This is a genomic window from Alkalimonas delamerensis, assembly GCF_030717955.1.
Lineage (GTDB): Bacteria > Pseudomonadota > Gammaproteobacteria > Enterobacterales > Alteromonadaceae > Alkalimonas > Alkalimonas delamerensis.
The window spans coordinates 52,187-66,606 of record NZ_JAUZVY010000003.1 but is presented as its reverse complement, the minus strand read 5'-3'; the positions used below and the strand labels follow the sequence as shown (position 1 = coordinate 66,606).

At 53.3% G+C, this 14,420-nt stretch carries 18 protein-coding genes; 9 read left to right on the top strand and 9 right to left on the bottom strand.

Translation table 11 applies throughout. From position 1 onward, the window contains the following. Positions 1–24: 24 nt before the first annotated feature. Complete coding sequence (locus Q3O59_RS08590; RefSeq protein ID WP_305945195.1) at positions 25–324, bottom strand: type II toxin-antitoxin system RelE/ParE family toxin; 300 nt, start codon at positions 322–324, stop codon at positions 25–27. Continuing rightward, positions 321–602 carry a type II toxin-antitoxin system Phd/YefM family antitoxin gene (locus tag Q3O59_RS08585; protein WP_305945194.1) on the bottom strand — a complete coding sequence of 94 codons (282 nt, stop codon included), beginning with the start codon at positions 600–602 and terminating at the stop codon, positions 321–323. Before Q3O59_RS08585 ends, Q3O59_RS08590 begins: the two co-directional genes overlap by 4 nt. A 291-nt stretch (positions 603–893) precedes the next feature. On the opposite strand from Q3O59_RS08585, the gene Q3O59_RS08580 reads away from it, so the two are divergent. From Q3O59_RS08580 to Q3O59_RS08570, 3 genes are all read left to right on the top strand, one after another. Next, complete coding sequence (locus Q3O59_RS08580; protein WP_305945193.1) at positions 894–1,133, top strand: type II toxin-antitoxin system ParD family antitoxin; 240 nt, start codon at positions 894–896, stop codon at positions 1,131–1,133. After that, positions 1,133–1,432, top strand: coding sequence for a type II toxin-antitoxin system RelE/ParE family toxin (locus tag Q3O59_RS08575; RefSeq protein WP_305945192.1), 300 nt, complete (start codon positions 1,133–1,135; stop codon positions 1,430–1,432). The genes Q3O59_RS08580 and Q3O59_RS08575 overlap by 1 nt, the downstream gene beginning before the upstream one ends. 250 nt (positions 1,433–1,682) lie before the next feature. Beyond that, positions 1,683–1,922, top strand: a complete 240-nt coding sequence (locus Q3O59_RS08570) for a type II toxin-antitoxin system ParD family antitoxin (RefSeq protein ID WP_305945191.1) — start codon at positions 1,683–1,685, stop codon at positions 1,920–1,922. A gap of 125 nt (positions 1,923–2,047) precedes the next feature. Here Q3O59_RS08570 and Q3O59_RS08565 read toward each other — a convergent pair whose 3' ends face one another. Continuing rightward, entirely contained in the window at positions 2,048–3,379 is a 1,332-nt protein-coding gene (locus tag Q3O59_RS08565) for a PIN-like domain-containing protein (protein ID WP_305945190.1), read from the bottom strand. Positions 3,380–3,616: 237 nt separating this feature from the next. Beyond that, positions 3,617–4,183 carry an acyl-CoA thioesterase gene (locus Q3O59_RS08560; RefSeq protein WP_305945470.1) on the bottom strand — a complete coding sequence of 189 codons (567 nt, stop codon included), beginning with the start codon at positions 4,181–4,183 and terminating at the stop codon, positions 3,617–3,619. Between the two features lie 129 nt (positions 4,184–4,312). Here Q3O59_RS08560 and Q3O59_RS08555 point away from each other — a divergent pair, with 129 nt between their 5' ends. After that, positions 4,313–4,558, top strand: a complete 246-nt coding sequence (locus Q3O59_RS08555; protein ID WP_305945189.1) for a type II toxin-antitoxin system CcdA family antitoxin — start codon at positions 4,313–4,315, stop codon at positions 4,556–4,558. Between the two features lie 93 nt (positions 4,559–4,651). Here Q3O59_RS08555 and Q3O59_RS08550 read toward each other — a convergent pair whose 3' ends face one another. The 5 genes from Q3O59_RS08550 to Q3O59_RS08530 form a co-directional block, all read right to left on the bottom strand. Continuing rightward, complete coding sequence (locus Q3O59_RS08550) at positions 4,652–4,990, bottom strand: DUF2288 domain-containing protein (protein ID WP_305945188.1); 339 nt, start codon at positions 4,988–4,990, stop codon at positions 4,652–4,654. Positions 4,991–5,074: 84 nt separating this feature from the next. Then, the gene (locus tag Q3O59_RS08545) at positions 5,075–6,436 is read right to left on the bottom strand and encodes a sigma 54-interacting transcriptional regulator (protein ID WP_369812373.1); all 1,362 of its coding nucleotides are present in this window, start codon (positions 6,434–6,436) and stop codon (positions 5,075–5,077) included. After that, positions 6,417–7,001, bottom strand: a complete 585-nt coding sequence (locus Q3O59_RS08540) for a hypothetical protein (protein ID WP_305945186.1) — start codon at positions 6,999–7,001, stop codon at positions 6,417–6,419. The genes Q3O59_RS08545 and Q3O59_RS08540 overlap by 20 nt, the downstream gene beginning before the upstream one ends. Further along, positions 6,998–8,416, bottom strand: a complete 1,419-nt coding sequence (locus Q3O59_RS08535) for a sensor histidine kinase (RefSeq protein WP_305945185.1) — start codon at positions 8,414–8,416, stop codon at positions 6,998–7,000. Before Q3O59_RS08535 ends, Q3O59_RS08540 begins: the two co-directional genes overlap by 4 nt. A 137-nt stretch (positions 8,417–8,553) precedes the next feature. Continuing rightward, entirely contained in the window at positions 8,554–8,736 is a 183-nt protein-coding gene (locus tag Q3O59_RS08530; RefSeq protein WP_305945184.1) for a hypothetical protein, read from the bottom strand. A 569-nt stretch (positions 8,737–9,305) separates the two neighbouring features. Here Q3O59_RS08530 and leuA point away from each other — a divergent pair. The 5 genes from leuA (at position 9,306) to Q3O59_RS08505 (ending at position 14,420) form a co-directional block, all read left to right on the top strand. Beyond that, positions 9,306–10,880, top strand: coding sequence for a 2-isopropylmalate synthase (gene leuA / locus Q3O59_RS08525; protein ID WP_305945183.1), 1,575 nt, complete (start codon positions 9,306–9,308; stop codon positions 10,878–10,880). Next, positions 10,877–11,950 carry a 3-isopropylmalate dehydrogenase gene (leuB, locus tag Q3O59_RS08520; RefSeq protein WP_305945182.1) on the top strand — a complete coding sequence of 358 codons (1,074 nt, stop codon included), beginning with the start codon at positions 10,877–10,879 and terminating at the stop codon, positions 11,948–11,950. The genes leuA and leuB overlap by 4 nt, the downstream gene beginning before the upstream one ends. Positions 11,951–11,952: 2 nt before the next feature. Continuing rightward, entirely contained in the window at positions 11,953–13,359 is a 1,407-nt protein-coding gene (gene leuC, locus Q3O59_RS08515) for a 3-isopropylmalate dehydratase large subunit (protein WP_305945181.1), read from the top strand. Next, positions 13,356–13,970, top strand: coding sequence for a 3-isopropylmalate dehydratase small subunit (leuD, locus tag Q3O59_RS08510; RefSeq protein ID WP_305945180.1), 615 nt, complete (start codon positions 13,356–13,358; stop codon positions 13,968–13,970). Before leuC ends, leuD begins: the two co-directional genes overlap by 4 nt. A gap of 129 nt (positions 13,971–14,099) precedes the next feature. Then, complete coding sequence (locus Q3O59_RS08505) at positions 14,100–14,420, top strand: heavy metal-binding domain-containing protein (RefSeq protein WP_305945179.1); 321 nt, start codon at positions 14,100–14,102, stop codon at positions 14,418–14,420.

Sequence of the window (14,420 nt, the reverse complement as noted above, 5' to 3'; positions counted from 1 at the left end):
TTGCTAAAGCTAAACCAGCTGACTTTATTCAAGTTCTTCAACTCTAAGCATTTCACTGCCACGCCGTACCGTTAGTACAGATATTCTTTGGGCAGGCGCATCAATGCCGTATATGACCCGGTACGCTCCGTAGATGATTTCCCGTATTCGCTCGACACCAACCTCAGGCACTTTTCTTCCGCTCATGGGGTGTGTCTCTAAGCGCTCAACCGACTCGAACAGCCCCTCTACCCAGTCCTCGGCAGCCAAAGGCTTGTCTAACGCAATGTAGCTGGCAATGTCTCTAACGCGCTCTAACGCGAGCGGGGACCATTCCAGCTTCACGTACGCAACTGCCTCAAAATCATGTCCTTCGCCTCGGCATGAGGCACCCCATCCCCTGCCTCTATTTGTGCTTCTGCACTGTAAATATCCTCCAGCAGCTCTAACCGCTCCTGCATGCGTTGATATTCATGCACGCCAACCAGCACGGCAACGCCACGGCCACGCTGAGTTAGCACCATCGGACGATGTGTCTCGTTAATCTGCTTTACGAAGGATGCTATTCCAGCCCTGAAGTCAGATAACGGGCGAATATCTTCATCAACTCTGAGTTTTGTCATGGCAAACCAAACGTACTGTTGGACGTACTTCTAAATGTACTTCATGAGACTAGAAAGCGCAATTGACCATTACCGATAAAAGAGCTGGTTACTGTTGATGTGCTGAGTGATTTGCTCTGGCGGGGACCACGAAATTCGTTAATCTGTCCCCGAAAATCGAAAAATACTCGAGAGACTGCCGCAGCACTTAGATAGGTAAGCCATCCATTTCAAGATTTTAGTGGTTATGCGCCTTGCGCTTAAAGTCATCAGATACCATAATTAGGTACTTTTTGGTATTTGGGGCTATTGATGGCTAAAAACACCAGCATCACGCTTGGCGATCACTTCGAAAAATTTATTGCCAGCCAGATTGACAGTGGGCGTTACGGCTCCGCCAGTGAAGTGATTCGCTCAGCACTGCGCTTACTCGAAAACCAGGAAGCCAAACTGCAGTCACTGCGACAACTGCTGATCGAAGGGGAACAAAGTGGTGATGCCGATTATGATCTCAATAGCTTGATCAGTGAACTCGATAGTGAACACGCTTGATGAAGCCATTTGTGCTCACTGCTGCAGCGAAAACCGATTTACAGGATATCGCTGTATTTACTCAGCGCCGTTGGGGCAAAGATCAGCGAAATGTTTATTTAAAACAATTCGATGATTCATTTTGGCTCTTAGCTGAAAACCCCGACATTGGTAAGTCATGCGATGAAATCCTACCAGGATACCGAAAATTTCCTCAGGGTAGTCACCTGATTTTTTATCAGCAAACAGGCAGCCAACAAATAAGGATCATCCGCATTCTTCATAAGAGCATGGATGTTCACCCGATATTTGGCACATAACACTGCGACAACAGCACCCAAGCATAGGCTATCTTGCTGATGCAAAAACAGACCATTAAGCTCGTAAATTTTGTTCTGACCCGAAATTTCAAATTCGTTGATCTGTCCCCGAAATTCGAAAAATACTCGAGAGACTGCCGCAGCACTTAGATAGGTAAGCCATCCATTTCAAGATTTTAGTGGTTATGCGCCTTGCGCTTAAAGTCTTCAGATACCATAATTAGGTACTTTTTGGTATTTGGGGCTATTGATGGCTAAAAACACCAGCATCACGCTTGGCGATCACTTCGAAAGCTTTATTGCCAGCCAGATAGACAGTGGGCGTTACGGCTCCGCCAGCGAAGTGATTCGCTCGGCGCTGCGCTTACTCGAAAACCAGGAAGCCAAACTGCAGTCACTGCGACAACTCCTGCTCGAAGGGGAGCAAAGTGGTGATGCCGATTATGATCTCAATAGCTTAATAAGTGAACTCGATAGTGAACAGGCTTGATAAAGCCATTTGTGCTTACAAAGCTAACAATAACCTTCTCATGACCGACTTTTGTTTTAGGTTAAGTTCGGAAATTTTTATCTGACCCCGAAATTTTGATAGTGATCAGGCGCGATGAAGCCACTTTATTCATCATCTGATTCAGCACTTTTATTTTTGTCTTCGTAATAATTAAGGATTTTGATTAAATTTTCCCTACCTGAAAAAGAGTCTTGGTAAGAGTTTAGGATTTTTTGTAGTTTCTCATTACCCGAAAATGGGTCTTGATAAGATTTTAAGGCTTTTTGTAATTGCTCGTTACCCGAAAATTTGTCTTGATAAGACTTTAGGGCTTTTTGTAATTGCTCGTTATCCGAAAATGCGTCTCTATAAGACTTAAGGGCTTTTTGTAATTGCTCGTTATCCGAAAATGCGTCTCTATAAGACTTAAGGGCTTTATGTAATTGCTCGTTACCCGAAAATGGTTCTTGATAAGATATTAGGGCTTTTTGTAATTGCTCGATAGCAGCTGGCTTCAGATGCTGAACCTCCGCATCTTCGATAGAGCTTTGACTTACATCAACAGATAGATTTGCTTTACCGTGCTCTAGAAACATTGATGTACTATACATGTGAAAGTTTTCTATATTTGACTCTCTATATATTTCAGATTGCAGCTCAGCAAGGGGGCCAATGGTTTTATTACCATTTGAATTTATTTTGCACCACCAGTCTTCTTTGGAATCGTCGGTGATGAAAATCACATTCTTAACGTTATCACTCTGTGACTTCTTAATTATTTGCTTCCAAATAATAAGATCTCCATATTGACTCTCATAGCTTAAGCCATCGTTGTAAAAGTGCGCTTCATCATCACCATTGCTTTTTCCTGCATCCTTAAAACCCGGTGGTATTCTATTTTTAAATCGCTCCTTTCCTTCAATGTAAAGTTCGTCTAACCAGTTTTGGCTTTCTGGTTTTTCACCAACCTTCTCATGAAAAAAATAATCGAGTTTGTCTCTTATTTCATCATGAGATCTTACACATGGCTGTTCACTATCCCAGTACTGAACTGACTTTTTATAATTTGAAATACTTCTGTTAATCTCTTTCTCAAGTTTCTCAGTACTTTCAAACAATTTAGGAAAACGGCGCTTGAGTGCCAGTCTCTCAAAATCCCCTTTAAAAACTTTCTGAATCTTATCCAAATTATTTGAGATTTCATTAAAAACTACTTTTTCATTCTTAATAACTATTAATCTACGTCTTTGATATTCTAAGCCCACGTGGTACGGGATCCATAATTTATCATTAACAGCATCAAGAATGCCGAAGAAGTCATCCCTAGTTTGTTTAGCATATCCATATAAATTAAGTAGAACGTTGGTATCAAAAACAAAAATAGTATCTTCATCCTTCCATAAATCTTTCAGCACTGCGTCATCAACACTGTAAAATCCTTTAAATACGTCTTTCATTAATATTCCTAAATAATGCTATTCTGAAATAAATATGATGATGGTTTCTATTAATTATTCATGTAAGCCTATCATTTATTCGGCCGAAAAATCCGTTTTTAAACAAAGATCTGTCCGCCTTTGTAAACTTTATGTACCCAACCCTACCCGCTTTTTTGCTTTGTGACAATCACTTACAGAAACAGACATGGAGTGCCAGCAGCAAACACAGATGCGTCCGTCTAAGTGCTTGCTGCCCTAACTAAGCTCAGAATCAGCCAGTTCGATTTTCGCATCAAAGTGCTGGCGGATCTCTGTTAGAGCTGCTTGCAGGGCGCCGCCGCAGGGTAGTGTCATCGCCTGGCGGGCTTTGCGTTGGCGGATGCGCTCGGCGCTTTGCAGGTAGCGCATCACTTCCAGCTCGCTGGTTAAAATAAGCCGGGGTACCGGCACGCTCTGGCCCTGCTCGTCTTTGGCAATCATGGTGAAGTAAGAGGAATTGCAGTGCTTGATGGCATCGGTCTGGATGTTTTGCGCATCGACCCGGATGCCGATCACCATGGAGCTGCTGCCGACAAAGTTGACCGAGGCTTTTAAGGTAACCAGCTCGCCGACTTCGATCGGGTTCAGAAAATCTACCCGGTCGACCGAAGCGGTGACGCAATAGCGGCCGCTGAACTTGGAGCCGCAGGCAAACGCCACCTGATCCATTAAGGACAACAGGTAACCGCCGTGGATTTTACCGCTGAAATTGGAATGCGATGGCAGCATCAGCTGCGATAAGGTGACTTTGGAACTGGCAACGGTTTTGTAGTCTGCGCCCATAAAAGCTCCGGCTGGTGTTTTAAACACTCTAGCCGAAGCCTGCAGGATGGTAAAGCGCACAGGTTACCACCTTGCCTTCCGTCCTGTATACGCATACCCTATGCACATGCCCTCTATCGAGCAGCAGCTATGAACCATGCCTACGACACCCGAGCCGCTAAAAAGCCGACCAATGTCAGCATTAACTGTGATTTACTCGAAAAAGCCCGGGAGCTGAACATCAATCTGTCCGCGACACTGGAGCAGGCGTTAGCCGAACAGGTGCGAAACGAGCAACGGGCACAATGGTTGCGCGAAAACGCCGATGCCATTCAGGCCTACAATCAATTTGTTGCAGCCAACGGCACCTTCAGTGACAGTGTAAGGAAGTTCTGATGGCGCATAACGCACTTTTCGCCCAGCGACGCTAAAACTCGTATCTTGAAGTTACTGGGATATAACGTCCGCCACTAACCAGTGGCGAACAGCTTAGTTCAGCTGGCTGGCGGTGGGTTTGTCCTGCACCAGCACCCAGGGCGCGATCACCACAGCCCAAAGCTCTTGCTCGGCATCAAACCACTGTTTGGCTTGCGCTTCCTCCACCCGCTTCACCAACCCCTGCGTTAGCCAGCTTTGCACCTGCTGGCTGTGATCCTGACTAAAGGCATAGGCCACATCCACCAAATCCAGGCTGAGATCCACCGCCACCACTGAGCCGGCGGCGTAGAATTTTTGCAGTTCCAGCCAGTTGATGCGGGCGGTTTCGCTGGTGATTTTGGCTTTGATCAGTTCCGGGGTTTCAATCTCCGGTGGGGTGATGGCAGTCATGGGGTTTCCTTAAAAGCAGTTACTGCCTGCAGTATACCATGGCCCAGCGCTGGGTTTTAACCCACACAGAACTGGCCGGGGGCTTTACTCGCTGGCTTCTTTGTCTTCCGTCACCTGCTGGGCGCTCAGATCATGCTTTTTCAGCAGCTTGTAAAAATCGGTGCGGTTGCGCCCGGCCAGCTCCGCCGCCCGGGTGACATGGCCATCGGTCATTTGCAGCACCCGCACCAGGTACTGGCGCTCAAACTGATCGCGCGCTTCGGTTAAGGTAGGCCAGTAGCTGCTGTCCTGCGCCAGCGCCTGCTCGACCAAACTGGCACTGATCACCGGGCCATGGGTTAAGGCCACACACTGCTCCACCACATTGACCAGCTGACGGACATTGCCCGGCCATTTGGCCGTGGTCAGCAGCTGCATCGCATCGTCGGTAAAACGGGTGGCATTGACCTGATGACGCTCGGCGCTTTGCTGCAGCGCATGGCGCGCCAGCAATGGAATATCTTCCGGCCGCTGCTCCAGCGCTGGCAACTGCAAATTGACCACATTCAACCGGTAGTACAAATCTTCGCGGAAGCTGCCCTCGCCCATCGCCTGCTGCAAATCCTGATGGGTGGCCGACAGCACCCGCACATTGATCGGGATGGTTTTGCTGCTGCCAACCGGCCGGATTTGCCGCTCCTGCAAGGCGCGCAATAATTTGACCTGCAGCGGCAACGGCATATCGCCGATTTCATCCAGGAACAAGGTGCCGCCATCGGCTTCGCGGAACAGGCCATTGTGCTCATTCACCGCGCCGGTAAAAGCGCCTTTGGTGTGACCAAACAGCTCGGACTCCAGCAGGTGCTCGGGCAAGGCGCCGCAGTTAATCGCCACAAAAGGCTTTTCTGCCCGTGGGCTGGCACAATGAATGGCCCGCGCCAGCAGCTCCTTACCGGTGCCACTGGCGCCGGTGATCAGCACACTGACATCGCGCTGCGCCACCCGCTGCGCTTGCTGCAATACGGTTTCCATCTGCTCGGAGCGGCTGATAATGGCCGCGCGCCAATCCGACTGCTCCGGCAGGCTTTGGTGCAGCGCCTGCTGCAGACTATCGCGCAGCTCGCTGTGATCGAGCGGCTTGGTTAAAAAGCCAAAGACGCCGCGTTGAGTCGCCGCGACCGCTTCGGGGATGGAACCATGGGCGGTCATTAAAATCACCGGCAAGCCGGGATTGCGGCGGGCGATTTCATCGAACAAGGCCATGCCATCCAGCCCCGGCATCCGCAGATCGCTCAGCACCACCTCGACATCCTGTTTGGCCAGCACCTCCAGCGCCGCTTCGGCGCAATCGGCGGTTTGCACCACCATGCCTTCGCCTTCCAGACGCAGCGTTAGCAGGCGCAGCAAACTGGGATCATCATCCACCAACAACACGCGACTCATGGTGTTACTCATGATCCACTCCATTATCCGGCTGATTCAGACGGGCTTCGATTTGGGTCAGGGCTTCGATTTGCTGCTCCAGCTCCCGATTGCGGGCTTGCAGTACTTCCTGCTCTTGCTGCACATCGGCCAGGCTGCGACTCAGGGCGCTGATGGCCGACTCGGCTTCCAGCAGCTTTTGATTAAAAGCCAAATCCCAACCAAACAATGCCGCCAGATCCGGCGCTGCCTGCATCAGGTGTTCGCCCAACTGCATCTGAGCCCGGAAGCGGGTTAAGTAATTGTTCTCCGGATGCAGCTGCATCAGGCTCTGTTGAATGGCCGCCACGTCTTCGGAGCTATCCAGTTCCCACTGCTCCCGTTGCAAGGAGCTGCTGTTTAGAACCTGCTGCCGAAACTGCAGCCAGGCCAGTACACTGCTGTCATCGTCACTCAGCGCCAGCTGATGTGCTTCCTCCGGTTCGGCTGCTGCTTCAGATTCGGGCTCAGGCAACTCCGGCACCACCACCTCTGGCGCTGCGGGCTGGGTCGCCAGCAGTTGGCAGCCGGTCAGACCAAGCAGCAACAACAGTATCACGAAAGTTTTCATTCACCCTCCCCGGGCATCGGCAGACGGATACGTACACAAAAATCCGCCGGCGGAGCATCCACGATGTCGGCCTTGCCCCCCAACAAACGGGCACAATCGGCGACAATTGATAAACCTAAGCCTGAGCCCTGCACCTGATCATGGCGCTGCGTCTGACCGCGCTGAAAGGGCTCGAACAGCCGTTCGCGCTGCTCGGGCGCGATGGGCTGCCCCTGATTGGCCACCTCCAGCCACCAGCAGTGGTCCCGGGCGTACAGCCGGATATGCACCTCGCTGTTCTCGGCACCGTAGGCCTGCACATTGTTGATCAGGTTGTCCAAAATCCGCCGGAACAAGACCGCGTCGGTAAACAGCTTGTCGGGTTCACAGCGCAGCTGCACCGCCTGTCCCCGCTGCTGCAGCGCCAGGGTATGGTCCTGCACACAGGCTTCTATCATGGCGCGGGCCGGGTGCCATTTTAACTCAGGTTTGGCTTGTTGCAGCAAGCGGTTGTAATCCAGCAACTGCTCGGTCAGCTGACTCAGCCGATCGGCACTGCCGTTTAGCAAAGCCACCACTTCCTGCTGCTGCGGCGTTAAAGGCCCGACCAACTCTTCGGTCAGTAAAGAACAGCCTTCACGAATACTGGATAACGGCGTTTTCAGTTCATGCGAGGCATGACGCAGTAAAATCAGCCGCAAAGACTCCAGCTGATGCAAACGACCGGCCAGCACCCGCAGCTGCTCACCCAGCTCGGTCAGCTCTTTCGGCCCCTGCACTCGGGCTTCCGGGAAAGGCTGCTGCCGGCCAATGGCACGGATCATCCGCTCCAGCATGGTAACCGGGCTGGTAATACGGCGCGAACCCCAAATCACCAGCAATAAGGTTAAAAATACCAACAGTATGGTTTGCCAGGTCAGTTGCTGCTGGGCCGAGGCGACGTCGCGCTGCTGCGTTGCCAGTTGCAGCTCCAGTTGTTGCCAGATCTGCTGCGACAAGCGGCTTTGCTGCTGACGCAGTTGCTGCAGTAAAGGTTCTAACTGGTCGGCACTTTGCTGGGTAAAGGATTGATGGAGTTGCTGCAGGGTCAGCTCTTGTTGCTGGCACAAGCTGCTTTCGCTGAGTGACTGACAAACCTGAGGCAACAGTTGCTGGTAACTGGCCAGATGGTTTTGCGCCAGCCGGGCCAGTGCTTCGGTTTTCAGCACGGCAAACTGGCGGATGGCGCGCTCAATATCCACCACCTGGTTTTGCATTTGTTCCATCCGCCGCACGCTGGCAGCCGAGGTGCTGGCCTGCTCTACCGCTTGCTGGCTGATGCCAGTTAAGGCACGGTGACTTTGCCACATCAACACCGCCACCGGGATCAGCGCCAGCACAAAGCTGGACAACACCAGTTGTCGCAGCGAAGCGGTTTGCAGCAGTTGAAGTTTCATCGATTGGATACGGTCGTCCGATTTAATGCAAGCATACCGTGTTTAGAGAAGAAGCGACAGTCTGTGGCCCAGCGAACCGGAGTGACCCAATTCACCGGAATGAACCGGCTGTTCAGGCCACAGACCATCAAGGGGAATCAATTGCCCGTGGCAGGCTCAACCTCTGGCGACAGGGCTGTTGCAGCAGCGGCTGTCGATGCCTGCTCACGCTCCCAGGCAATAACGCTTTCATTGTTCAGATCGATACGACGCAGCATGGCGGTAACCAGCATCAGATTCAGAATCAAAAAAGTGACCAATGCAGCAATAACAGGGTCCATCGTAGCCTCCTCAGGCGCTGTGATACAAAATTCATGGTGAAATTCCAGCGCGTTCTGAGGTGATGAATACAACTGTTGTGCCAACTTTATTTTTGCCTATGAATCAACACTTTATCTAACAATCGATGTGCTGCACCCCAAATACTGTCGCTGATTGGCGACAATAAAGCGCAGCAATTGGCAAAATACAATTAAATCATGAGCTTACACTGTCACAATTTTGCGACAAGGCGCTAAAACCCAGTGCTGACGGCAGCTTGCCCCTGGCAACCGGCTGCGCCGACCACTGAAAAAGATCGACGTTTAGCCATCTATACTGTTGCAACCCCAAAAAAATGGTGGTACTAATAGAGCCAGTACAAAAATAAGGCGAACCACAATGCCACTGAATGCTTGCCACAACAGCATTATTATCAACCTCCTCCTCCGTCGTATACCACACGGGGCAGTTGGTGCTGTGCGCAAGTAACGCAGCCAAATTCTGAAAAAAACCCCGTGCCACAGGCCGGGGTTTTTTGCTTTTAGGCAGCAAGCTCCCAGCCAGGCAACAAACAAGTAAGGAAAGCAGCATGAGTGCGGACAATAAAATCTGGATCTTCGACACCACCCTGCGTGACGGCGAACAGGCACTTCGGGCCAGTTTAAGCCAGAAGCAAAAGATCCAACTGGCCCATGCCATCGCCCGGCTGAATGTCGATGTGATGGAGGTCGGCTTCCCGGTGTCGTCCCCCGGTGATTTTGACTCGGTGCAGCGCATAGCCCGCGAAGTCAAAGGCCCGGTAATCTGTGGCCTGGCCCGGGCCGTGGCCGGCGATATTGAAGCCTGCGGCGAAGCGTTAAAAGACGCCGAGCGTAAGCGGATCCATACCTTTATCGCCACCTCACCGCTGCACCTGGAGTACAAGCTGCGCAAGACTCTGCAGCAGGCGACCGAGCAAGCGGTGGCGGCCATCCGTCAGGCCAGCCGTTACACCGACGATATCGAGTTCTCCTGCGAAGATGCCGGCCGCACCCCGATAGACGATCTGTGTTACATCATTGAACGTGCCATTGCCGCCGGTGCCACCACCATCAATATTCCGGACACCGTGGGCTACACCATTCCGACTGAGTTTGCTGCCATTATTCATGCGCTAAAAAACAAGGTACCGAACATCGACAAAGCCCGGTTGAGCGTGCATTGCCACAACGACTTAGGGCTGGCCGTGGCCAACAGCATCAGCGCGGTGCAGGCCGGGGCCCGTCAGATTGAGTGTACCGTCAATGGCATTGGCGAGCGTGCCGGCAACTGCTCGCTGGAAGAAGTGGCGATGATCGTACGAACCCGCCAGGATGTGTTTGCGCCGCTGTACACCGACATTAAAACCACCGAGATTTACCGCAGCTCGCATCTGGTCAGCCAGATCTGCAACATGCCCATTCAGCCGAACAAGGCGGTGGTTGGCGAAAATGCCTTTGCCCACTCATCCGGCATTCATCAGGACGGGGTGTTAAAAGCACAGAATACCTACGAAATTATGGCCCCGGAGCAAGTCGGCATTCGTCAGAACGAACTGAACCTGACCTCACGCTCTGGCCGTCATGTGATCCAGCACCGCTTAAGTGATCTGGGCTACAGCCAAAACGACTACAACCTGGACGAGCTGTACCAGAGCTTTCTGGCACTGGCCGATCAGAAAGGCCGGGTGTTTGATTACGATTTGGAAGCCCTGGTGTTTTTCCAGAACCTGCAGGAGCAGGACGAGTTTTACCAACTGGAGTTCTTAAGCTCCTCCACCCATACCGGCCATGTGGCCAGCGCTACCGTTGGCCTGCGCTGCGGCGACGACCTGCTGACCGAAGCCGCCACCGGCAATGGTCCGGTCGAAGCTGCTTTTCAAGCCATTCAGCGCATCAGCAAGCTGCCCATCCGGATGGTGGATTTTAACTTATCCGCCAAGGGCAGCGGCGAAGATGCGCTGGGCCAGGTCGATATTATTGCCGAATTTGAAGGCCGCCGTTTTCATGGTGCCGGCCTTGCCACAGACATTGTCCGCGCCTCGGTGCTGGCCTATGTCCATGTGTTGAATATGATCCAACGCGCCCAGCAGGTCGATGCCTGCAAGCAAGCGCGTCAACGAACCGCAGGAGCAGAAACAGAATGAGTCAGACACGTTTTAAGGTTGCCGTCCTGGCAGGCGATGGCATCGGGCCGGAAGTGATGGCCGAAGCCCACAAGGTACTGAATGCGGTGGAAGCGCGTTTTGGCCTGACCTTTGAGCGCACCGACGCCCTGGTTGGCGGCGCCGCCATTGATGCCGTTGGTCAGCCACTGCCGCCGCAGACCTTATCCATCTGCCAGCAAAGCGATGCCATTTTGTTTGGCTCGGTCGGTGGCCCAAAGTGGACCGGGCTGGCACCGGATCAGCAGCCCGAGCGCGGCTCTTTGCTGCCGCTGCGTAAAACCTTCGATTTATTCTGCAACCTGCGTCCCGGCCAAATTTACCCGGCCTTTGCCGACTTGTCGCCGCTGCACCCACGGGTCAGCAGTCAGGGCATGGATGTGCTGTGCGTGCGCGAGCTAACCGGAGGTATTTACTTTGGTGAAAAAGGCCGCGGTGAGAACAGCGCCTTCGATACCCAGACCTACAGCACAGCAGAAATCAGCCGCATTGCCCGGGTGGCTTTTGAAGCGGCGCAAAAACGCAGCCACAAGGTGACTTCCATTGACAAAGCCAATGTGCTGCAAACCAGTATTTTGTGGCGCGAGGTGGTGACCGAAGTGGCGAAAGATTTCCCGGATGTTGCGCTGGAGCATATGTACATCGACAACGCCGCCATGCAACTGATCCGCAGCCCACAACAATTTGATGTGCTGCTGTGCGACAACCTGTTTGGCGATATTTTATCCGATGAACTGGCCGCCATTGCCGGCTCGATGGGCTTATTGCCTTCGGCCAGCCTGAACGGCAGTGGCTTTGGCCTGTACGAGCCAGCCGGTGGCAGCGCGCCGGATATCGCCGGCCAGGGCATTGCCAACCCCATCGCCCAAATTTTAAGTGCCGCCCTGATGCTGCGTTACAGCTTTGGGCTGGAAGAGGCCGCCAAAGCCATTGAGCAGGCGGTGCAGCAATGCCTGCAGCAGGGCATTGTCACCCGCGATATTCAACCCGATTCGTCCTATGGTACCGCCGATGTCGGCAGTGCCATCGCCAACGCCATTGCAGGAGCCTGAGCATGGGCCAGACCTTATACCAGAAAATTTACCAAAGCCATGTTGTCGGTCAGTTAAATGCCAGCACCGATTTGCTGTACGTCGACCGCCACCTGATCCACGAAGTGACCTCACCGCAAGCCTTTGCCGGTTTAAAGCAAGCCGGGCGGCCGGTGCGCCGGCCGGATCTGACCTTTGCCACCATGGATCACAATGTGTCGACCCAGCGTCGCAGTATGGACGCCGCTGGCGAAACCTCGCGTAAGCAACTGGAAGCCCTGGCAGAAAACTGCGATGAGCACCGGATTCCACTGCTGGATTTAACCCACCCGGATCAGGGCATTGTGCATGTCATTGGCCCGGAGCTGGGCTTAACCCAGCCTGGCATGATCATTGTCTGTGGCGACTCACACACTTCGACGCATGGCGCTTTTGGTGCCCTGGCCTTTGGCATCGGTACCTCCGAAGTCGAGCATGTGCTGGCCACCCAAACCCTGCCGCAGCAGCGCGCCAAAACGCTGAAGATTGAAATTAACGGCAAGCTGTCGGCGCATGTGACGCCAAAAGACGTGATCCTGGCGGTGATTGGCCAGCTGGGCACCGCCGGGGGCAATGGCTATGTCGCCGAGTTTTGCGGCAGTGCCATCCGCGCCATGAGCATGGAAGGCCGGATGACGCTGTGCAATATGAGCATTGAAATGGGTGCCAAAGCCGGTTTGATTGCGCCGGACGACACCACCATCGCTTATTTACAAGGCAAAGAGCACGCCCCCAAAGCCGAGCACTGGGAGGCAGCGGTCAGCTACTGGCAAAGCCTGTATTCGGACGCGGATGCTGTGTTTGATCAAGTGGTGACGCTGGATGCCAGCCAGATCAAACCGCAGGTCAGCTGGGGCACCAGCCCGGAGCAGGTGATCGCGGTCGATCAGCCCATTCCATCTGCCGAGTCCTTTAGCGAAAGCAGCAAGCAGGATGCCGCCCGCCGTGCTTACGAGTACATGGGGCTGCAGCCTGGTCAGAAGCTGACCGACTTAGCGGTGGATGTGGTCTTTATCGGCTCGTGCACCAACAGCCGGATTGAAGATTTGCGCGCGGCTGCCAGCCTGGTGAAAGATAAAAAGGTGGCTGCCGGCGTGCGCGCCCTGATTGTGCCTGGCTCTGGCCAGGTGAAGCGTCAGGCCGAAAGCGAAGGCCTGGCCACCATTTTCAAAGACGCCGGTTTTGAATGGCGTGAACCGGGCTGCTCGATGTGCCTGGGCATGAACGACGATCGGGTTGATGCCGGTCAGCGCTGCGCCTCGACCAGCAACCGCAACTTTGAAGGCCGTCAGGGCCGGGGCAGCCGTACCCATCTGGTCAGCCCGACCATGGCCGCCGCCGCTGCCATTGCCGGCCGTTTTGTAGACATCACCACAGGAGACTGGGCATGAATCCAAGCATCCACCCGGTATTTGCCAGCGGCCTGGTTGGCCCGCTGGATAAAAACAACGTCGATACCGATCAGATCATTCCAAAGCAGTTCTTGACCTCGGTCAGCCGCGATGGGTTTGCCGAAGCGCTGTTTTACGACTGGCGCTATCTGGCCGATGGCAGCCCAAACCCGGATTTTGTGCTGAACTTCCCACAGTATCAGGGTGCCACCATCCTGCTTAGCCGCGCCAACTTCGGCTGCGGCTCCAGCCGGGAGCATGCCCCCTGGGCCCTGCAGCAGTATGGTTTTCAGGTGATTATTGCCGAGAGCTTCGCCGATATTTTCTACAACAACTGCGCCAACAACGGCATGCTGCTGATTGCGCTGAGCAAAGGCAACATCGACAGCCTGTTCACCCGCTGCAACGAAGGACCGCAGCAGTGGCAAATCGATTTGAAAAATCAGGAAATCCGCTTTGGCAACAATGCCGCGCTTGGCTTTGAGATTGATCCGGACATCAAGCAGCGTCTGTTAAGCGGGCTGGATTTTATCGGCAGCAGCGAGCAGTTTGCGCCGCAAATCAGCGATTTTGAACAAAGCCGCAAAACCAGCCAGCCCTGGCTGGGTTAGCCTCCACTCCATCAGCCCCGCTTTCGGGGCTGATGCTATATTTCGTTACAAATTCACACCGCCCTGCCACTTTTCTTTTGCCGCTGGCTTCGCTACCTTGGGACTCTTACTGCTGAAAGGAGTCTGGCTATGTTATTTACCACCACCGATGCACTTCCCGGTTATGTTGTGCGCTCAGTTTTGGGCGTTGTCACCGGCAATGTGGTGCAATCCAAGCATGTTGGCCGCGATATTATGGCTGGGCTAAAAGGCATTGTTGGCGGCGAGCTGAAAGGCTATACCGAGATGATGAGCGAAGCTCGCAACAAAGCCATTCAACGGCTGGTGGATGAAGCCAGCAAGCTGGGCGCTGATGCCGTGGTGGGTATTCGTTTTAGCACCAGCTCCATTCTGGCTGGTTCCTGCGAACTGCTGGCCTATGGCACCGCGGTGAAACTGCAGCGAGCTTGA